Raw genomic sequence first — 17,849 nt, 5'->3', positions numbered from 1 at the left:
CCCGTTAGATGACAATTCTTACAGCTTACCGCACTGTTGCCGGCGCGGCAGGCTGCGAGCCGTCACCCGCCGTTTTCCTCGCGCTCGCGGCGCTTGCGCAGCGCCTTTTCCTCGATGCCCGACAGCCCTTCGCGGCGCTCGAGCTCGCCGATCACGTCGGCCGGGCTCAGGTCGAAATGCGACAGCATCACGAGGCAGTGGAACCACAGATCGGCCACTTCGCCGACCAGCGCCGTCGGCGCGCCGCCCTGGCGCACGTCCTTCGCGGCCAGCACGACTTCGGTCGCTTCTTCGCCGATCTTCTTCAGCACCGCGTCGTCGCCCTTGTGAAACAGGCGCGATACGTACGATTGATCGGGGTCGCCGCCCTTGCGGCTATCGATCACGGCCGCGAGGCGCAGCAGCGTGTCTTCGGTCGATTGCGTCATTTGTAGATGTGTTCGGGATCTTTCAGCACCGGGTCGACCGCGACCCAGTCGCCGCCGTCCACCGTGCCTTCGAATTTCTGGAAGAAGCACGAATGCCGGCCGGTGTGGCATGCGATGCCCGACACCTGCTCGACCTTCAGCAGCACGACGTCCTCGTCGCAATCGAGCCGCACCTCGTGCACGTGCTGCACGTGGCCCGACTCCTCGCCCTTGAACCACAGGCGCTTGCGCGAACGCGAATAATAAACCGCGCGCTGCGTCTCGATCGTCTTCGCGAGCGCCTCGCGATTCATCCACGCGAACATCAGCACGTCGTTCGTCGACGCTTCCTGCGCGATCACCGGCACGAGGCCGTTGTCGTCCCAGCGGACCTTGTCGAGCCACGCGGGCAGCGCTTTCGTTTCCGTATTCATCACAGCCTCACCGGGATGCCCTGGTCGGACATGAAGCGCTTCGCCTCGCCGACCGTGTGCTCGCCGTAGTGGAAGATGCTCGCGGCCAGCACCGCGTCGGCGCGGCCGTCCTTGATGCCGTCGGCCAGGTGCTGCAGCGAGCCGACGCCGCCCGACGCGATCACCGGCACCGGCACCGCGTCCGACACGCCGCGCGTGAGCGCGAGGTCGAAGCCCGACTTCGTGCCGTCGCGGTCCATGCTCGTGAGCAGGATCTCGCCCGCGCCGAGCTCGGCCATCCTGCGCGCCCATTCGATCGCGTCGAGGCCCGTGTTCTTGCGGCCGCCGTGCGTGAACACTTCCCAGCGCGGCGTCTCGCCGTCGGCCGACACGCGCTTCGCGTCGATCGCGACGACGATGCACTGCGAGCCGTATTTATCGGCCGCGTCGCGCACGAGCTGCGGGTTCGCGACCGCCGACGAATTCATGCTGACCTTGTCCGCGCCCGCGTTCAGCAGGCGCCGCACGTCCTCGACGGCGCGCACGCCGCCGCCGACGGTCAGCGGAATGAACACCTGCGACGCGACGGCTTCGATGATCGGCAGGATCAGGTCGCGCTGGTCGGAGGTCGCGGTGATGTCGAGGAACGTCAGTTCGTCGGCGCCCTGGTCGTCATAGCGGCGGGCGATTTCGACCGGGTCGCCGGCATCGCGCAGCTCGACGAAGTTGACGCCCTTGACGACGCGCCCGGCGGTCACGTCCAGGCAGGGGATGATGCGTTTAGCTAGAGCCATGATGTTGCGCCAAAGGCCGCGATGGAACGGCCGGTTACGGAAGCCTCGCGCGAGGCTTCCGGTCGGAGCCGCCCGCAGGCGGCCCCGGCGAACGGGACAACCGCGCTTACGCGTTGTCGAGTTCGCCGTTCAGTTCGTCCGCGCGCTTTTGCGCGGCCGCGAAATCGAGATCGCCGGAGTAGATCGCACGGCCGCAGATCACGCCTTCGACGCCGTGCTCTTCCACTTCGCACAGGCTGTCGATGTCCGCGAGGTTCGACAGGCCGCCGCTGGCGATCACCGGAATGCCGACCGCCTGAGCGAGCTTCACGGTCGCCTCGATATTGATGCCTTGCAGCATCCCGTCGCGGCCGATGTCGGTGTAGACGATCGATTCGACGCCGTAGTCCTCGAACTTCAGCGCGAGATCGATCACTTCGTGGCCCGTCAGCTTGCTCCAGCCGTCGGTCGCGACCTTGCCGTCCTTCGCATCGAGGCCGACGATGATGTTGCCCGCGAACGCGGTGCACGCATCCCGCAGGAAACCCGGGTCCTTCACGGCCGCCGTGCCGATGATCACGTAGGACAAACCGGCGTCGAGATACTTCTCGACCGTCTCGAGGCTGCGGATGCCGCCGCCGAGCTGTACGGGGATTTCGTCGCCGACTTCGTCGAGGATCGCTTCGATCGCGTCGAGGTTCTTCGGCTTGCCGGCGAATGCGCCGTTCAGGTCGACCAGATGCAGCCGCCGGGCGCCGAGATCGACCCACTTGCGGGCCATCGCCGCCGGGTCCTCGGAGAAAATCGTGGCCTGGTCCATATCGCCCTGTTTGAGGCGCACACACTGACCGTCTTTGAGATCGATGGCCGGAATCAGCAGCATAGCAATCGGGTGTCGTCGTGGAAGAAGAAAAGGATCCGGCGCGCACCGGTCGATCCGGTACCGCGCCGCCTCGCTAGTTTAGTACAACTCTTTCGGCGCTTTCGTGTGCGCGCATCGTGCGACAGGCCGTTCCGGCCCGCCGACTGTGGCACGCACGCGACGCTCACGGCTTCCAGTGTACGAAGTTGCGATACAGACGCAACCCGACTTCCGCGCTTTTCTCGGGGTGGAATTGGGTCGCGAAGAGATTGTCCCGCGCGACCGCGGACGTAAACGGCGCGCCGTATGCCGTTTCGCCGACCGTGTGTGCCGGGTTGTCCGGCCTCACGTAATAGCTGTGTACGAAATAAAAGTATGCGTCGTCTGGCACGCCGTCCCACAGCGGGTGCGGCTGCGACTGGCGCACGCGGTTCCAGCCCATCTGCGGCACCTTGAAGCGCGAGCCGTCGTCCTGCAGCCGGCCGTCGAGCTCGAAGCGCACGACCTTGCCGGGCAACAGGCCGAGGCCCTTCGTGTCGCCTTCCGCGCTCCAGTCGAACAGCATCTGCTCGCCGACGCACACGCCGAGCAGCGGCTTCGTGCGCGACGCCTCGATCACCGCGTCCTGCAGCCCCGATTCGCCGAGGCAGCGCATGCAGTCCGGCATCGCGCCCTGGCCGGGCAGCACGACGCGGTCGGCCGCGCGAATCGCGGCCGGCGTGTCGACGATCGCCACGTCGGCGGCCGGTTCGGCCTTCTTGAGCGCCTGCGCGACCGAGCGCAGGTTGCCCATCCCATAATCCACAATCGCAATCGAAGTTTTCATCTCAGTGCAGGCAGTAGCGCCCTCAGTCCGTTGACGATGAATTCCACCGCCAGCGCCGACAGCATCAAACCCATCAGCCGCGTGGCGATGTTGATGCCGGTGCGGCCGATCCAGTTCGCGATCGGCTCGGCGAGCCGCATCGCGACGAAACACAGAAAAGCCAGGGCCGCGCCGATCGCGATCAGCCCGGCCCGCTCATACCAGTGATGCGAGTTCGCCGCATAGATGATCACCGTGCTGATCGAGCCGGGGCCCGTGAGCAGCGGAATCGCCAGCGGCACGACCGCGATGTTGTCCTTCGACTCGGCCTCGTAGCGCTCCTCCGGCGTCGATCGCGTGTTGCCGATCTGCGCGTTCAGCATGTTGATCGCCATCAGCAGCATGATGATCCCGCCGCCCACTTCGAGCGAGCCGACCGAAATGCCGAAGAAGTCGATGATCTGCTGCCCGAGCAGCGTCGTCACCGTCATCACGCAGAACACCGACACCGACGCGATCCGGATCGTGCGGCGCCGCTCGCCGTCCGTTTGCTGCGCGGTCAGGCTCAGGAAGAACGGCACCGCGCCGACCGGGTTGATCAGCGCCAGCAGCGAAATGAACGATTTGAGCAGATCCATCGCAAGCCGGCGCGTCGCGCCGAAGCCGTGAGGTTGTCCTGGGAGTGCGCCCGTCCGGAAGGTTAGAGGCTGCCCTTCGTCGACGGAATCTGCCCCGCCGCGCGCTCGTCGAGCTCCACCGCCGCACGCAGCGCCCGGCCGAAAGCCTTGAACACCGTTTCGAGCTGATGGTGCGCGTTGATCCCGCGCAGGTTGTCGATATGCAGCGTGACGCCCGCGTGGTTCACGAACCCGCGGAAGAATTCGATCGACAGATCGACGTCGAACGTACCGATCCGCGCACGCGTGAACGGCACGTGGAATTCGAGACCCGGCCGGCCCGAGAAGTCGATCACGACGCGCGACAGCGCCTCGTCGAGCGGCACGTACGAATGGCCGTAGCGCCGAATGCCCTTCTTGTCGCCGATCGCCTTCGCGACGGCCTGGCCGAGCGTGATACCGACGTCCTCGACCGTGTGGTGGTCGTCGATATGCGTATCGCCATGCGCTTCGACCTCGAGATCGATCAGACCATGGCGCGCGATCTGATCGAGCATATGGTCGAGAAACGGCACGCCGGTGGCCAGCTTCTGCCGGCCCGTACCGTCGAGATCGAGCTTCACACGGATCTGCGTTTCGCTGGTATTGCGAACGACTTCCGCCACACGCATGGCAATTCCTTGATTGAGTCTGATGTAAATGGGGATTGATCGTCGCGCGCCGCGCCCTGGGCTCAACCGGGCAGCGCGAGTTTCAAGGCAGCCAGCAGGCGCGCGTTTTCGTCGGCAGAACCGACGGTCAGCCGCACGCATTCGGCCAGCAACGGATGCATTTTACTCACGTTTTTGATCAGCACCCGCTCGGTGAGCAGCGCATCGAACACCGCCGCCGCGTCCGGCACGCGCACCAGCAGGAAATTGCCGGCGCTCGGGAACACCGTCGCGCCCGGCAGCGCGGCCACGGCCTGCGCGAGGCGCGTGCGTTCCGCACGCAGTTCGGCCGCCTGCGCATCGAGCACGTCGAGGTGGTCGAGCAGGAAATCGGCGCTCGCCTGGGTCAGCACGTTGATGTTGTACGGCGGGCGCACCTTGTCGAACTCGGTCAGCCATGTGGGCAGCCCTGCGAGATAGCCGAGGCGGATGCCGGCCAGGCCGAGCTTCGACACCGTGCGCATCACGACGACGTTGTCGAACTCGGCGGCGCGCGGCAGCCACGAGCGCTCCGCGAACGGCTGATACGCCTCGTCGATCACGATCAGGCTGTGTTGCGCGGCCGCGATGATCCGCTCGACGTCGGCTTCGTCGTACAGCGTGCCGGTCGGGTTGTTCGGGTACGCGAGATAGACGAGCGCGGGCCGGTGCTCGGCGATCGCCGCGATCATCGCGTCGGCGTCGAGCGTCAGGTCGCCCTTGAGCGGCACGCCGACGAATTCGAGCTGCGCGAACTTCGCGGACAGCTCGTACATCACGAAGCCCGGCACCGGCGCGAGCACCTTCGCGCCCGGCTTCGCGCATGCCACCGACATCATGCTGATGATTTCGTCCGAGCCGTTGCCGAGCAGCACGTCGCACGCGGCCGGCACGCCCATCACGCGGCGCAGCTTGTCGAGCAGCGCGCCCGGGCGCGGCGCCGGGTAGCGGTTCAGCGCGACCTGCGCGAGGCGCTCGCCGAGCGCGGCCGCAAGCGGCGCGGGCAGCGAATACGGGTTCTCCATCGCGTCGAGCTTCACGAAGCCGCTCGCGTCGGGCACCGGGTAGCTCGTCATCGCGAGCACGTCGCGGCGGATGATGTCTTGGGGCGTCGTCATGGTCTCAAGCCGGCGTGCTTCGCACCGGCGTCAAATGGTCTCGGCACGGCGGCGGCTGCCGCCCTGCGCGGGGTCTCCTCGTCGACCGCGGCCGGTGCGTCGGCACCGGCCGCGGCGCGTGTCACCCCTTCATCCGCAGCTCGGCGCTGCGCGCGTGCGCCTGCAGCCCTTCGCCGTACGCGAGCTCGGATGCGATTTCGCCCAGCGTCTGCGCCCCTTCGGCGCTGACTTCGATCAGGCTCGAGCGCTTGATGAAGTCGTACACGCCGAGCGGCGACGAGAAGCGCGCGGTGCGCGACGTCGGCAGCACGTGGTTCGGGCCCGCGCAGTAGTCGCCGAGGCTTTCGCTCGTGTAGCGGCCGAGGAAGATCGCGCCGGCATGGCGGATCTGCTGGCCCCATTGCTGCGGCTCCAGCGCGGAAATCTCGAGGTGCTCGGGCGCGATGTCGTTCGCGATCCGGCACGCTTCGGCCATGTCGCGCACCTTGATCAGCGCACCGCGGCCTTCGAGCGACGCACGGATCACCTCGCGGCGCGGCATCGTCGGCAGCAGCTCGTCGATCGCCTTCTCGACGCGCTCGAGGAACGCGGCGTCCGGGCACAGCAGGATCGACTGCGCGAGCTCGTCGTGTTCGGCCTGCGAGAACAGGTCCATCGCGACCCAGCTCGGATCGGTCGTGCCGTCGCACAGCACGAGGATTTCCGACGGGCCGGCGATCATGTCGATGCCGACCGTGCCGAACACGCGGCGCTTCGCCGATGCGACGTACGCATTGCCCGGCCCGCAGATCTTGTCGACCGCCGGCACCGTGGCCGTGCCGTACGCGAGCGCGCCGACCGCCTGCGCGCCGCCGATCGTGAACACGCGATCGACGCCGCCGAGCAGCGCCGCGGCGAGCACGAGATCGTTCTTCACGCCGTCCGGCGTCGGCACGACCATCACGATCTCGCCGACGCCCGCGACCCGCGCGGGAATCGCGTTCATCAGCACCGACGACGGATAGGCGGCCTTGCCGCCCGGCACGTACAGGCCGACGCGGTCGAGCGGCGTGACCTTCTGGCCGAGCACCGTGCCGTCGCTTTCCGTGTACTGCCAGCTATGCGTGCCGCACTCGATCTTCTGCTTCTCGTGGTACGCACGCACGCGTGCGGCGGCCGCTTCCAGCGCCGCGCGCGCCTTCGGCGCGAGGCCGTCGAGCGCCGTCTGCAGCGCGTCCTGCGGCAGTTCGAGCGCGGCGACGCTGCTCGCGTCCAGCCGGTCGAAGCGGTTCGTGTACTCGAGCACCGCGGCGTCGCCGCGCGACTTCACGTCGGCGAGGATCTTCGCGACCGATTGCTCGATCGCTTCGTCCTCGCTCGCCTCGAACGCGAGCAGCGCGCGCAGCGCGGCGCCGAAGCCGTCGCTCGTCGAATCGAGTTTGCGGATGGTGATGGCCATGGGAGTTCCGTTACGGTGATGCGCTCAATTGCCATTCTGCGACGCGCGTTCGAACGCGTCGAGAATCGGCTTGAGCGCCGCGCGCTTCAACTTCAGCGCAGCCTGGTTCACGACGAGGCGCGACGAGATCGCCATGATCTCCTCGACCTCGACCAGATTGTTCGCCTTCAGCGTGCCGCCCGAGCTGACGAGGTCGACGATCGCGTCGGCCAGCCCGACCAGCGGCGCCAGCTCCATCGAGCCGTACAGCTTGATCAGGTCGACATGCACGCCCTTCGCGGCGAAGTGTTCGCGTGCCGTTTCGACGTACTTGGTCGCGACCCGCAGGCGTGCGCCCTGGCGCACCGCGTTCGCATAGTCGAAGCCGGCCGGCACGGCCACCGACATCCGGCAGCGTGCAATGTTCAGATCGATCGGCTGGTACAGGCCCGAGCCGCCGTGCTCGACCAGCACGTCCTTGCCGGCCACGCCGAAATCGGCCGCGCCGTATTCGACATAGGTCGGCACGTCGCTCGCACGCACGATGATCACGCGCAGGTTCGGATCGGTCGTCGGCAGGATCAGCTTGCGCGACGTTTCCGGATCCTCGGCCACCTGCACGCCGGCGGCCGCCAGCAGCGGCAGGGTTTCCTCGAAAATCCGGCCCTTCGACAGGGCGAGGGTCAGCGGCGCGGTCATGCTTGGCTCCCGGAGAGGCGGCGCACGTTCGCGCCGACGGCGGTCAGTTTGGTTTCCATGCGGTCGTAGCCGCGGTCCAGGTGATAGATGCGGTCGACGAGCGTTTCGCCTTCGGCGCGCAGCCCGGCGATCACGAGGCTCGCCGATGCGCGCAGGTCGGTCGCCATCACGTTCGCGCCGGACAGCTTGTCGACGCCCGTCACGAGCGCCGTGTTGCCGTCGATCGTGATGTTCGCGCCGAGCCGGTTCAGCTCCTGCACGTGCATGAAGCGGTTCTCGAAGATGGTCTCGACGATCTGCGCGGTGCCCGTCGCGACCGAATTGAGGGCCATGAACTGCGCCTGCATGTCGGTCGGGAACGCCGGGTATTCCGACGTGCGGATCGTCACCGCCGACGGGCGGCGGTCCATCCGCACGCGCAGCCAGCTGTCGCCTTCCTCGATCGACACGCCCGCCTCGCGCAGCTTGTCGATCACCGCGTCGAGGATGTGCGGGCGCACGCCCGTCAGCAGCACGTCGCCGCCGGCCGCCGCGACCGCGCACAGGAACGTGCCGGCCTCGATGCGGTCGGGAATCACCGAATGGCGTGCGCCGTGCAGCCGCTCGACGCCCTGGATCACCAGGCGATCGGTGCCGATGCCGGTGATTTTCGCGCCCATCGCGACCAGCAAGTGTGCGAGATCGCTCACTTCCGGCTCGCGCGCCGCGTTCTCGATCACCGTCTCGCCGTCGGCCAGCGTCGCGGCCATCAGCAGGTTTTCCGTCCCCGTCACCGTGATCATGTCGGTCACGATGCGCGCGCCCTTCAGGCGCTTCGCGCGCGCTTCGATGAAGCCGTGCTCGATGCTGATCTCGGCGCCCATCGCCTGCAGGCCCTTGATGTGCTGGTCGACCGGACGCGCGCCGATCGCGCAGCCGCCCGGCAGCGACACCTTCGCCTCGCCGAAGCGAGCGAGCAGCGGCCCGAGCACGAGAATCGACGCGCGCATCGTCTTGACGAGCTCGTACGGCGCAACGAGGTTGTCGACGCGCGACGCGTCGAGCTGCACGCGGCAGCCGTCCGTTTCGCTCTTCACGCCCATCTGGTTCAGCACCTTCAGCGTGGTGCGCACGTCCTTCAGGTTCGGCACGTTGTCGAGCTCGACCGGCTCGGCGCTGAGCAGCCCCGCGCACAGGATCGGCAGCGCGGCATTCTTCGCGCCCGACACGACGATCTCGCCCGCGAGCCGGCGACCGCCTTCGACCACCAGCTTGTCCATCCCGTGTCCCTGCGATTCCCCGTTGGCGGCCGGGTGTGCCGTGGCGACGCTCTGGACGGCGTCGCGCTCGTTGACGGTGACTTGCACTCAGTGGTTCCGGTTATGCGTTCTGCCATTCGGCGGGCGTCAGCGTTTTCATGCTGAGCGCGTGGATTTCCTGTTTCATGCGATCGCCGAGCGCCGCATAGACGAGCTGGTGCCGCTGGATCGGCCGCTTGCCTTCGAAGGCCGCCGACACGATCGTCGCGAAGAAATGCTGGCCGTCGCCTTCGACTTCCAGATGAGTGCAGGCGAGACCGCCGGCGATGTATTGCTTGACCTGTTCGGGAGTCGGCAACATGAGGGGCTCCTGTCGGCGCGCGCCGCCCGGGGGCGGCCGCTGCCTGTCGATATCAATGACGCAGTTTGTAGCCGGTCGCGAGCAGCCGCATCGCGAAGATCGCGAGCAGCACGAAGAAACCGGTGACGATCGCGAGGCTCGCGAGCGGGTTGATGTCGGACGCGCCGAAGAACCCGTAACGGAAGCCGTCGATCATGTAGAAAAACGGGTTGAGACGCGAGATCTCGCGCCACACGGGCGGCAGCGAGTGCGTCGAATAGAACACGCCGGACAGGAACGTCAGCGGCATGATCAGGAAGTTCTGGAACGCGGCGAGCTGGTCGAACTTCTCGGCCCAGATCCCGGCGATCAGCCCCAGCGTGCCGAGGATCGCCGAGCCGAGCAGCGCGAATGCGATGATGAACAACGGCGCCGCGAAATGCATCGGGACAAACCAGATCGTCACGACGAACACGCCCGCGCCGACCGCGAGGCCGCGCACGACGGACGCGAGCACGTACGCGCCGAAGATGTCGCGGTACGACAGCGGCGGCAGCAGCATGAACACGAGGTTGCCGGTGATCTTCGACTGGATCAGCGACGATGAGCTGTTCGCGAACGCGTTCTGCAGCACGCTCATCATCACGAGGCCGGGCACGAGAAAGCTCACGTACTCGACGCCCGGATACACCTCGACGCGGCCCGACAGCGCGTGGCCGAAGATCGTCAGATACAGCAGCGCCGTCACGATCGGCGCGCACACCGTCTGGAACGACACCTTCCAGAACCGCAGCAGTTCCTTGTAGAACAGTGTCCGAAACCCGCTTCCCGCCACGACGGCGGGCTCGGGCGTTTGCAGGGAACGGGGCGGCCGCGCCTCCCCGGGCGAACGCAGTTCGCGTGTGGGTTGTTGATTCATGCCAGCCCCTCGATCACCTCGGCCCCGTTCATCACCTGGACGAACACGTCTTCGAGGTCGGCCTTGCGGACCTCGATCTCGTCGAACGTGCAGCCCGCCGCGCGACACTGCGCGAGGATACGCTCGACGTCGTCGTAGTTCGTCAGACGCAGCAGATGCTCGCCCGGCGCGCGCGCGGCCGGATCGGTCTCCAGCCCTCGCAGCTCGGCGGGCAGCGCGCCCGTCGCGAGCCGCAGGTACAACTGCAGCCCCGCGAAGCGGCGCAGCAGCGCGTCGGTGCGGTCGAGCGCGACGACTTCACCGCGACGCAGCATCGCGATGCGGTCGCACAGTGACTCGGCTTCCTCGAGGTAATGGGTGGTCAGGACGATCGTGTGGCCCTCGCGGTTCAGCCGCGAGATGAATTTCCACAGCGTCTGGCGCAGTTCGACGTCGACGCCCGCGGTCGGCTCGTCGAGCACGATGACGGGCGGACGATGCACGAGCGCCTGCGCGACCAGCACGCGGCGCTTCATTCCGCCCGACAGCGCGCGCATGTTCGCGTCGGCCTTCTCGGTGAGGTCGAGATTGGCCATCACTTCATCGATCCAGTCGTCGTTGCGGCGCAGCCCGAAATAGCCGGACTGGATCCGCAGCGTCTCGCGAACGGTGAAGAACGGATCGAACACGAGCTCCTGCGGCACCACGCCGAGCGCGCGGCGCGCGCCCCGGAAGTCCTTGACGACGTCGTGGCCGAGCACCGAGATACTGCCTTCATCGGCCCTGGCGAGCCCGGCGAGGATACTGATGAGCGTGGTCTTGCCTGCGCCGTTCGGGCCGAGCAGACCGAAAAACTCGCCTTCCTCGACCGACAGGCTGACGCCCTTGAGCGCCTGAAGCGATTTGTAGCGCTTCTTGACGTGACGGATTTCTATGGCTGACATGACTGTGCGCGACGCAAGGGCCGCGACGCCTATTCTGTGCTTGCTGCGGATGAAAATGGGGGCCGGACGCCGATTGGCTGCCCCGCAAAACGCTTGATTATAGGGCAAACCGGCTGGTGAGGCCGGCGCTGAAGGCGCGCGGCCTGAAGCGTGCGCGCGCCGGCTGGCGCGGCAGGCTTCGATCGGACAGGGTCAATGTCGCCCGGTGCCTTCGATGAGCGCGTCGACGCCGTAGGCGTTCGCGAGGCTGGCGAGCTTCGGGGGGAGATTGAGGATGTCGAGGGTGGCGCCGCGGGCTTTCGCGGCGCGTTGCCATGCGAGCAGCACGGCGAGCGCGGACGAGTCGAACTGCGTCAGCGCCGCGCAATCGACGGCGGTGGCACCCGCGTCGATGCGCGCGAGACCGTCCGCGAGCGCGGACTTCGCGCTCGCGACGGTCAGCGAGGAGCCGGCCGCGAAGCCGCTCACGAAGCTTGCTTGCCCGCGGCAAGTTCCTGGTTGCGCTGCGTCAGGAACTTGATCAGGCCGTCCACGCCGCTTTGCTGGATCTTCTCGTTGAACTGCTGCTGGTACGTCTGGATCAGCCACGCGCCGAGCACGTTCAGGTCATACACCTTCCAGCCGTTGGACGTCTTGTACAGGCGGTAGTCGATCTGGACCGGCTGGCCGTTGTTCAGCGCAACCGTCTTCACGACGACGTCGGTGTCGGCCGGATCGGCGCGGAACGGCGGGTACTGGATCTGCTGGTCCGGCTTCAGCTGCGCGAGCGCGCCCGAATACGTGCGGATCAGCAGCAGCTTGAACTGCTCCTGAACCTGCTGCTGCTGCTCGGCCGACGCCGCGCGCCAGTTGCGGCCCATCGCGAGCTGCGTGGTGCGACGGAAATCCGTGTACGGCAGGATGTCCTTGTTGACGATCGTGATGATGCGGTTAGTGTCGCCCTGCTTGATCGTCTGCTGCTTGACCTCGTCGAGCACCTGCTGGGTCGCCGTCTTGATCAGCGCCTGCGGGTTCGACTGGTCGACTTGCGCGTGAGCTGCGCTGCCGAACGAGAACAGCGCCGCGAAAACGGGAATCAGGAACAGTTTTTTCATCATAGTGACCTGCATGAAGAGTCAATGCGGAGGTTGGAGCCGGTAGCTTACGCGCAAGTTCGCGAACGCTACCGACTGAATCGTTTCCGGCTGTAACGAATGTAAGTGGGTCAGTGCAGCCGGATGCTCGGGAAGCGGAACCCGCCCGGCGACGGCGGCGCGACCTGCATCGCCGGCACGTTCGTTTCGCTGGCCGGGTTCGGCGCTTCGGGCGTGCCCGACGCCGGTGCGGGCACCGCCGCGCCCGATGCGCCCGCCGGCGCCGTCGCGCCACCCACCGCCGCCGCGCCCGCCGTACCGGCCGCGCCGTCGTCCGGCAGATCGTACTTCGGCAGCGCGTCGTTGCTCGACGTCGCCGCGGCCTCGCCCCGCGCGTTGCTGATCAGCATCTGGCGGCGCTGCAGGTACGCGTTGCGTACGAACGAATACTTGTCGAGCGCTGCGGCATCCAGCACGTCGCCCGCGCCGAGCAGGTTCGCGCGCGTGTTGACCAGGTTCACGCCGAACAGGCCCCAGCTCAGGCCGTCCGGCTTCACGTAGGTGAGCGGGTTGCCGACGTAGTCGACGCCGAGGCCGGCCGTGTCGCGCAGCGTGCTCGGGCCGAGCAGCGGCAGCACGAGGTACGGGCCCGACGGCATGCCGTAGCGGCCCATCGTGATCCCGAAGTCGGCCGTGTGCTTCGGCAGTTTCGCGATCGTCGCGACGTCGAACAGGCCGCCGACGCCGAACACAGTGTTGATCACGACGCGCATGATGTCGCCGACGCCGTCCGCGATCCGCAGCTGCACGATGTTGTTCGCCGCGATGTAGACGTCGCCGATGTTCGAGAAGAAGTTCGTCACGCTGTCGCGCACCGGCTGCGGCACCACGTACTGGTAGCCCTTCGCGACCGGCTTCAGCGCATACGTGTCGACCGTGTCGTTGAACTTGTACATCGACCGGTTGAAGCCTTCGAGCGGATCGCCCTTGGTCGGCGTCTGTACGGTCGCGCAACCGCTCAACGCGGCGACTGCCGCCACTGCGAGCGCGGCGTGCCTGATGCGGATCGTCTGCATGGTCATTACCCTCTTGTCTTTCTCTCGTGTGGTTATTGGGCAGCCGAGCCGGCCACCGCGGACGCCGGCACCGCGACCGGTGCGGGCGCGGCCGGTGCTGCCGGTGCAGCAGATGCGCCGGATGCCGGCTTCGCGCCGCCCGCGTCGGCCGCCTTGCTGTACAGGAACTGGCCGATCAGATTCTCGAGCACGATCGCCGACTGCGTCATCGTGATCGTATCGCCCGACTTCAGCATTTCGGTGTCACCGCCCGGATCGAGGCCGATGTACTGCTCGCCGAGCAGGCCGGACGTCAGGATCTTCGCCGACGAATCCTTCGGGAACTGGTACTGGCCGTCGACGTCGATCGTCACGAGCGCCTGATACGTATTGGTGTCGAAGCCGATCGCCTTCACGCGGCCGACCACGACGCCCGCGCTCTTCACGGCCGCACGCGGCTTCAGCCCGCCGATGTTGTCGAATTTCATCCGCACCGAGTAGGTCGGCTGAAAGGACAGCGAGCTCATGTTGCCGACCTTGAGCGCCAGGAACAGCACCGCAAGGAAGCCCACCACCACGAACAGGCCGACCCAGAAGTCGAGAGCAGTCTTTTTCATCGTCATCCCAAAATTTGGCTTGGCTGAGGCTTAGCTGAACATCAGCGCGGTCAGCAGGAAATCGAGGCCGAGTACGGCGAGCGACGCGAACACGACCGTCTTGGTCGTCGCGCGCGACACGCCCTCGGGCGTGGGCTTCGCTTCATACCCTTGAAACAGTGCAATGAAGGTCACGGCGAACCCGAACACGATGCTCTTGATCACGCCGTTGCCGACGTCGGCCCACACCTGGACCCCGCCCTGCATCTGCGACCAGAACGCGCCCGGATCGACGCCGATCAGCACGACGCCGACGAAATACCCGCCGAGCACGCCGACCGCGTTGAAGATCGCGGCAAGCAGCGGCATCGCGATGATGCCGGCCCACAGGCGCGGCGCGATCACCGTCTTGATCGGATCGACGGCCATCATCTCGAGCGCGGTGAGCTGCTCGCCGGCCTTCATCAGGCCGATCTCGGCCGTGAGCGACGTGCCCGCGCGGCCCGCGAACAGCAGCGCGGTCACGACGGGCCCAAGCTCGCGCACGAGCGACAGCGCGACCAGCAGGCCGAGCGCCTGCTCGGATCCGTAGCGGTTCAGCGTGTAGTAGCCCTGCAGGCCGAGCACGAAGCCGACGAACAGGCCCGACACGGCGATGATCACGAACGAATAGTTGCCGAGGAAGTGGATCTGCTTCGTGACCAGCCGCGGCCGGCGCAGCAGCGGGAAGAATTCCAGCACGAGGCGCACGAACAGCCGCGTGCCGTAGCCCGCGCGCTCGAGGCCGCCGATGACGTAACGTCCGATCGCGCTGATCATGCGCGCCCTCCGCCGAGCCCGAAATCCGCTGCCAGCGGCGGGCTCGTGTAATGAAATTTGAACGGGCCGTCCGGCGCGCCGTCGATGAACTGCCGCACGCTCGGCTCGGTCGACGCGCGCAGCTCGGCGGGCGTCCCCTGCGCGAGCACGCCGCCGTTGGCCAGGAAATACACGTAATCGGCGATCGCGAAGGATTCCGGCACATCGTGCGTGACGAGGATCGACGTCGCGCCGAGCGCCTGGTTCAGCGTGCGGATCAGGTTCGCGGTGATGCCGAGCGAGATCGGATCGAGGCCCGCGAACGGCTCGTCGTACATGATGAGCTGCGGATCGAGCGCGATCGCGCGCGCGAGCGCGATACGGCGCGCCATCCCGCCCGACACCTCGGAGGGCATCAGGTCGCGCGCGCCGCGCAGCCCGACCGCGTTGAGCTTCATCAGCACGAGGTCGCGGACCAGGTCTTCGGGCAGGTCGGTGTGTTCGCGCAGCGCGAACGCGACGTTCTCGAACACCGACATGTCGGTGAACAGCGCGCCGAACTGGAACAGCATGCCCATCTTGCGGCGCAGCGCGTACAGGCCGTCGCGCGTCTGCGCGCCGACGTCGGCGCCGTCGAACAGCACCTGGCCGCGGCTTGCACGCACCAGGCCGCCGATCAGGCGCAGCACGGTCGTCTTGCCGCAGCCCGACCCGCCCATGACAGCGACGACCTGGCCGCGCCCGAAGCGCAGGTTCAGGTTCGACAGGACGAGGCGCTCGCCATAGCCAAAGTCGACGTCGCGAAGTTCCAGCAGAGTCTCGGTAGGAGTGGGGCTCACGGAGCGGACAGTCCTTTAACGCAGAACGCCGAATTATAGGGCCTGCATTGGAATGATGTCGTGACGCCGTTCCGGGCCCTGCGGTCAATGATTGTCAAATTGTCGGGCAAAACATTGCTGCAACGCAACAACCGCCGCCCGATAATCGATCGCGCCCGTTATCGCACTGACGACCGCGACGCTGCCGACGCCCGTCGCCAGCACGTCAGGCAACGCGTCGAGGCCCACACCGCCGATCGCGACGAGCGGCGCCCGCGCCCCCGCGAAGCGTGCATAGCGGGCGATCCGCGCGAGTCCCTGCGGCGGCGCGGCGACCGCCTTGGTCGCGGTCGCGTACACGGGGCCGAGCGCGAGATAGCTCGGGCGCTCGTGCAACGCCCGCAACATTTCGTAATAGCCGTGGCTCGACAGTCCGAGCCGCAGGCTGGCGCGCGCGATCGCGGCCAGATCGGCTGTCTCGAGGTCTTCCTGGCCCAGATGTACGCCGTACGCCCCCTCTTCTACCGCGATCTGCCAGTGATCGTTGATGAACACGCGCGCATCGGGATAGCGACGCCCGGCCGCCACCGCACGCGCGATTTCGCCGCGCAACGCGGCGGGGTCCGCACCTTTCACGCGCAGTTGCACGGTCCGCGCGCCGCAATCGAGCACGCGCTCGACCCATTCGGCGTCGGGGACGACCGGATAGAGGCCGAGTTGCGCGGGGCACGGCGGGAATGCGGGCTCGGGCGCGGCGGCCAGGCCGGCGACGCGGGGAAATCGCGCGGCGTCGACCGGCCACGCATCCGCGCCGCGCGTCTCGTCGCCGTCACGCCACGCGAGCGCGAGCACCAGCGCGTCGATCGGCGCAAAACCGCAATCGAGGAACGCGGCCAGCGCCGCGATCCAGTCGTCGGCGAGCGGATGCGCGCCTTCCAGCGCATGGCGCACGTCCGCGGCATGCAGCGTCGCGCCGTGCTCGTCGAACTCGATCGCGACCGCATCCGGCGCCGCGGGGCGCGATGCGGCCGACGCGCGCGCCTGCGCGGCATGGTCGCCGGCCGACACGATCAGCACGTCGCCGTCGACCGGCACGTCGGGCGCCGCGACGCACAGCCGCCACGGCGTCGTGCCGGCCGGCCAGTCACCCAGGCGGGCGCGAATCCGCTCGGCCGCCTCGGCCAGCTCGTCGGCCGGCGGCCAGAACGCATCGGCGAAGCGCGCGCTCATGCGCCGCCCCCGTCCTGATGCCAGAACGGCATCCCCACGACCGGCGTGCTCGCGTGCGCGGTCTCGCGCGCATCCATCGGCCCAGCGAGGTAGGCCGCACGGCCGGCCTCGACACCCTGCGCGAACGCGCGCGCCATGATCTCCGGATGCGTGGCCTGCGACACGGCCGTGTTCAGCAGCACGCCGTCGAAGCCCCATTCCATCACCTGGCACGCATGCGACGGCACGCCGAGCCCGGCGTCGACGATCAGCGGCACGTCCGGCAGCCGCTCGCGCAGCACGCGCAGCCCGTACGGGTTCACGACGCCCTTGCCGGTGCCGATCGGCGCGCCCCACGGCATCAGCGCCTCGCAGCCGACGTCGAGCAGGCGCCGGCCGATCACGAGATCCTCGGTGCAGTACGGCAGCACCTTGAAGCCGTCCTTGACCAGCTGCGCGGCCGCCTCGATCAGCCCGACCGGGTCGGGCTGCAGCGTGTAGTCGTCGCCGATCAGCTCGAGCTTGATCCAGTCGGTCTCGAAGACCTCGCGCGCCATGTGCGCGGTCGTCACCGCCTCGGCGACGGTCTGGCAACCGGCCGTGTTCGGCAGCAGCGGCACCGCGTGACGCTTGAGCAGGTCGAAGAAGCCGGCCTCGGCGGTGCCGCCCGTCATCTGGCGGCGCAGCGCGACCGTCACCATGCCGGGACGCGACGCGGCGATCGAATCGGACAGCGACTGCAGCGACGGATAGCGCGAGGTGCCGAGCAGCACGCGGCTTGCGAAGGTTTCGCCGTACAGCGTCAGCGCGTCGGCGGAAGTGAGGGACGTCATGTCGTTTTCCTGGAAGAGCGGAGGCGAACCGGCGGCGCTCAGCCGCCCGCGACGGGGTGCACCACGTCGAGCTTGTCGCCCGTCGCGAGCGCGCGCGCCGCATGCTGCGTGCGCGCGACGAAATTGCCGTTCAGCGCGACTGCGTAAGGCGGACGCGCGCCGAACGCGACGAGCGCGTCGGCCACCGTCGCGCCGTCGGGCAGCGTCAGGGTCTGTTGGTTGATCTGGATATCCATGAGGCTTGGTC

At 67.6% G+C, this 17,849-nt stretch carries 23 protein-coding genes; all 23 read right to left on the bottom strand.

Going from position 1 to position 17,849, the window contains the following annotated elements:
- Nucleotides 1-62 precede the first annotated feature (62 nt).
- Nucleotides 63-428, bottom strand: coding sequence for a phosphoribosyl-ATP diphosphatase (locus FFI87_RS01935; RefSeq protein WP_006751798.1), 366 nt, complete (start codon nucleotides 426-428; stop codon nucleotides 63-65).
- Entirely contained in the window at nucleotides 425-841 is a 417-nt protein-coding gene (hisI, locus tag FFI87_RS01930) for a phosphoribosyl-AMP cyclohydrolase (RefSeq protein ID WP_006751799.1), read from the bottom strand. The genes FFI87_RS01935 and hisI overlap by 4 nt, the downstream gene beginning before the upstream one ends.
- Nucleotides 841-1,614, bottom strand: a complete 774-nt coding sequence (gene hisF / locus FFI87_RS01925; RefSeq protein ID WP_012362933.1) for an imidazole glycerol phosphate synthase subunit HisF — start codon at nucleotides 1,612-1,614, stop codon at nucleotides 841-843. Before hisF ends, hisI begins: the two co-directional genes overlap by 1 nt.
- Nucleotides 1,615-1,720: 106 nt before the next feature.
- The gene (hisA, locus tag FFI87_RS01920; RefSeq protein WP_006751801.1) at nucleotides 1,721-2,476 is read right to left on the bottom strand and encodes a 1-(5-phosphoribosyl)-5-[(5-phosphoribosylamino)methylideneamino]imidazole-4-carboxamide isomerase; all 756 of its coding nucleotides are present in this window, start codon (nucleotides 2,474-2,476) and stop codon (nucleotides 1,721-1,723) included.
- Between the two features lie 163 nt (nucleotides 2,477-2,639).
- Nucleotides 2,640-3,281: an imidazole glycerol phosphate synthase subunit HisH gene (gene hisH, locus FFI87_RS01915; protein WP_006757059.1), complete on the bottom strand. Its 642-nt coding sequence runs from the start codon at nucleotides 3,279-3,281 to the stop codon at nucleotides 2,640-2,642.
- Complete coding sequence (locus tag FFI87_RS01910; protein ID WP_012362932.1) at nucleotides 3,278-3,898, bottom strand: MarC family protein; 621 nt, start codon at nucleotides 3,896-3,898, stop codon at nucleotides 3,278-3,280. The genes hisH and FFI87_RS01910 overlap by 4 nt, the downstream gene beginning before the upstream one ends.
- Before the next feature lie 62 nt (nucleotides 3,899-3,960).
- A complete protein-coding gene (hisB, locus tag FFI87_RS01905; protein ID WP_006751804.1) occupies nucleotides 3,961-4,548 on the bottom strand; it encodes an imidazoleglycerol-phosphate dehydratase HisB in 588 nt (195 codons plus the stop codon).
- Nucleotides 4,549-4,610: 62 nt separating this feature from the next.
- Nucleotides 4,611-5,684: a histidinol-phosphate transaminase gene (hisC, locus tag FFI87_RS01900; RefSeq protein WP_138848340.1), complete on the bottom strand. Its 1,074-nt coding sequence runs from the start codon at nucleotides 5,682-5,684 to the stop codon at nucleotides 4,611-4,613.
- 121 nt (nucleotides 5,685-5,805) lie between these two features.
- On the bottom strand, nucleotides 5,806-7,122 hold the full coding sequence (gene hisD / locus FFI87_RS01895) for a histidinol dehydrogenase (RefSeq protein WP_012362930.1): 1,317 nt from the start codon (nucleotides 7,120-7,122) through the stop codon (nucleotides 5,806-5,808).
- Between the two features lie 24 nt (nucleotides 7,123-7,146).
- The gene (gene hisG / locus FFI87_RS01890) at nucleotides 7,147-7,800 is read right to left on the bottom strand and encodes an ATP phosphoribosyltransferase (RefSeq protein ID WP_006751807.1); all 654 of its coding nucleotides are present in this window, start codon (nucleotides 7,798-7,800) and stop codon (nucleotides 7,147-7,149) included.
- Complete coding sequence (gene murA, locus FFI87_RS01885) at nucleotides 7,797-9,146, bottom strand: UDP-N-acetylglucosamine 1-carboxyvinyltransferase (RefSeq protein ID WP_105788606.1); 1,350 nt, start codon at nucleotides 9,144-9,146, stop codon at nucleotides 7,797-7,799. Before murA ends, hisG begins: the two co-directional genes overlap by 4 nt.
- A 13-nt stretch (nucleotides 9,147-9,159) precedes the next feature.
- On the bottom strand, nucleotides 9,160-9,399 hold the full coding sequence (locus FFI87_RS01880) for a BolA family protein (RefSeq protein WP_006477131.1): 240 nt from the start codon (nucleotides 9,397-9,399) through the stop codon (nucleotides 9,160-9,162).
- A 52-nt stretch (nucleotides 9,400-9,451) separates the two neighbouring features.
- Nucleotides 9,452-10,297 (bottom strand): ABC transporter permease, encoded by an 846-nt coding sequence (locus FFI87_RS01875; protein ID WP_011655801.1) that lies wholly within the window; start codon nucleotides 10,295-10,297, stop codon nucleotides 9,452-9,454.
- Nucleotides 10,294-11,220 carry an ABC transporter ATP-binding protein gene (locus tag FFI87_RS01870; RefSeq protein WP_012362928.1) on the bottom strand — a complete coding sequence of 309 codons (927 nt, stop codon included), beginning with the start codon at nucleotides 11,218-11,220 and terminating at the stop codon, nucleotides 10,294-10,296. Before FFI87_RS01870 ends, FFI87_RS01875 begins: the two co-directional genes overlap by 4 nt.
- Nucleotides 11,221-11,412: 192 nt before the next feature.
- Nucleotides 11,413-11,688, bottom strand: coding sequence for a lipid asymmetry maintenance protein MlaB (locus tag FFI87_RS01865; RefSeq protein WP_006751811.1), 276 nt, complete (start codon nucleotides 11,686-11,688; stop codon nucleotides 11,413-11,415).
- Nucleotides 11,685-12,314 carry a phospholipid-binding protein MlaC gene (locus FFI87_RS01860; RefSeq protein WP_041489891.1) on the bottom strand — a complete coding sequence of 210 codons (630 nt, stop codon included), beginning with the start codon at nucleotides 12,312-12,314 and terminating at the stop codon, nucleotides 11,685-11,687. The genes FFI87_RS01865 and FFI87_RS01860 overlap by 4 nt, the downstream gene beginning before the upstream one ends.
- A 110-nt stretch (nucleotides 12,315-12,424) precedes the next feature.
- Nucleotides 12,425-13,369: a VacJ family lipoprotein gene (locus FFI87_RS01855; RefSeq protein ID WP_138848516.1), complete on the bottom strand. Its 945-nt coding sequence runs from the start codon at nucleotides 13,367-13,369 to the stop codon at nucleotides 12,425-12,427.
- A gap of 32 nt (nucleotides 13,370-13,401) precedes the next feature.
- Nucleotides 13,402-13,971 carry an outer membrane lipid asymmetry maintenance protein MlaD gene (gene mlaD, locus FFI87_RS01850; protein WP_041489744.1) on the bottom strand — a complete coding sequence of 190 codons (570 nt, stop codon included), beginning with the start codon at nucleotides 13,969-13,971 and terminating at the stop codon, nucleotides 13,402-13,404.
- Between the two features lie 24 nt (nucleotides 13,972-13,995).
- Nucleotides 13,996-14,763: a lipid asymmetry maintenance ABC transporter permease subunit MlaE gene (gene mlaE / locus FFI87_RS01845; protein WP_011655796.1), complete on the bottom strand. Its 768-nt coding sequence runs from the start codon at nucleotides 14,761-14,763 to the stop codon at nucleotides 13,996-13,998.
- Complete coding sequence (locus FFI87_RS01840) at nucleotides 14,760-15,581, bottom strand: ABC transporter ATP-binding protein (protein ID WP_011655795.1); 822 nt, start codon at nucleotides 15,579-15,581, stop codon at nucleotides 14,760-14,762. The genes mlaE and FFI87_RS01840 overlap by 4 nt, the downstream gene beginning before the upstream one ends.
- 84 nt (nucleotides 15,582-15,665) lie before the next feature.
- Nucleotides 15,666-16,790, bottom strand: a complete 1,125-nt coding sequence (thiE, locus tag FFI87_RS01835; RefSeq protein WP_138848341.1) for a thiamine phosphate synthase — start codon at nucleotides 16,788-16,790, stop codon at nucleotides 15,666-15,668.
- Nucleotides 16,787-17,602, bottom strand: a complete 816-nt coding sequence (locus FFI87_RS01830; protein ID WP_006755423.1) for a thiazole synthase — start codon at nucleotides 17,600-17,602, stop codon at nucleotides 16,787-16,789. Before FFI87_RS01830 ends, thiE begins: the two co-directional genes overlap by 4 nt.
- A gap of 38 nt (nucleotides 17,603-17,640) precedes the next feature.
- Nucleotides 17,641-17,838 carry a sulfur carrier protein ThiS gene (thiS, locus tag FFI87_RS01825; RefSeq protein ID WP_006762101.1) on the bottom strand — a complete coding sequence of 66 codons (198 nt, stop codon included), beginning with the start codon at nucleotides 17,836-17,838 and terminating at the stop codon, nucleotides 17,641-17,643.
- Nucleotides 17,839-17,849: the final 11 nt, after the last annotated feature.

Origin of the sequence: Burkholderia sp. KBS0801 (assembly GCF_005937855.2) — a bacterium.
GTDB classification, from domain to species: domain Bacteria; phylum Pseudomonadota; class Gammaproteobacteria; order Burkholderiales; family Burkholderiaceae; genus Burkholderia; species Burkholderia ambifaria.
This window is presented reverse-complemented; position numbering and strand designations above follow the sequence as displayed.

Bases quoted from the DNA above. Each gene is read 5' to 3' on its own strand.
- FFI87_RS01935 (WP_006751798.1), bottom strand. From the start codon at position 428: ATGACGCAATCGACCGAAGACACGCTGCTGCGCCTCGCGGCCGTGATC.
- hisI (WP_006751799.1), bottom strand. From the start codon at position 841: ATGAATACGGAAACGAAAGCGCTGCCCGCGTGGCTCGACAAGGTCCGC.
- hisF (WP_012362933.1), bottom strand. From the start codon at position 1,614: ATGGCTCTAGCTAAACGCATCATCCCCTGCCTGGACGTGACCGCCGGG.
- hisA (WP_006751801.1), bottom strand. From the start codon at position 2,476: ATGCTGCTGATTCCGGCCATCGATCTCAAAGACGGTCAGTGTGTGCGC.
- hisH (WP_006757059.1), bottom strand. From the start codon at position 3,281: ATGAAAACTTCGATTGCGATTGTGGATTATGGGATGGGCAACCTGCGC.
- FFI87_RS01910 (WP_012362932.1), bottom strand. From the start codon at position 3,898: ATGGATCTGCTCAAATCGTTCATTTCGCTGCTGGCGCTGATCAACCCG.
- hisB (WP_006751804.1), bottom strand. From the start codon at position 4,548: ATGCGTGTGGCGGAAGTCGTTCGCAATACCAGCGAAACGCAGATCCGT.
- hisC (WP_138848340.1), bottom strand. From the start codon at position 5,684: ATGACGACGCCCCAAGACATCATCCGCCGCGACGTGCTCGCGATGACG.
- hisD (WP_012362930.1), bottom strand. From the start codon at position 7,122: ATGGCCATCACCATCCGCAAACTCGATTCGACGAGCGACGGCTTCGGC.
- hisG (WP_006751807.1), bottom strand. From the start codon at position 7,800: ATGACCGCGCCGCTGACCCTCGCCCTGTCGAAGGGCCGGATTTTCGAG.
- FFI87_RS01880 (WP_006477131.1), bottom strand. From the start codon at position 9,399: ATGTTGCCGACTCCCGAACAGGTCAAGCAATACATCGCCGGCGGTCTC.
- FFI87_RS01875 (WP_011655801.1), bottom strand. From the start codon at position 10,297: ATGAATCAACAACCCACACGCGAACTGCGTTCGCCCGGGGAGGCGCGG.
- FFI87_RS01870 (WP_012362928.1), bottom strand. From the start codon at position 11,220: ATGTCAGCCATAGAAATCCGTCACGTCAAGAAGCGCTACAAATCGCTT.
- FFI87_RS01860 (WP_041489891.1), bottom strand. From the start codon at position 12,314: ATGAAAAAACTGTTCCTGATTCCCGTTTTCGCGGCGCTGTTCTCGTTC.
- FFI87_RS01855 (WP_138848516.1), bottom strand. From the start codon at position 13,369: ATGCAGACGATCCGCATCAGGCACGCCGCGCTCGCAGTGGCGGCAGTC.
- mlaD (WP_041489744.1), bottom strand. From the start codon at position 13,971: ATGACGATGAAAAAGACTGCTCTCGACTTCTGGGTCGGCCTGTTCGTG.
- mlaE (WP_011655796.1), bottom strand. From the start codon at position 14,763: ATGATCAGCGCGATCGGACGTTACGTCATCGGCGGCCTCGAGCGCGCG.
- thiE (WP_138848341.1), bottom strand. From the start codon at position 16,790: ATGAGCGCGCGCTTCGCCGATGCGTTCTGGCCGCCGGCCGACGAGCTG.
- FFI87_RS01830 (WP_006755423.1), bottom strand. From the start codon at position 17,602: ATGACGTCCCTCACTTCCGCCGACGCGCTGACGCTGTACGGCGAAACC.
- thiS (WP_006762101.1), bottom strand. From the start codon at position 17,838: ATGGATATCCAGATCAACCAACAGACCCTGACGCTGCCCGACGGCGCG.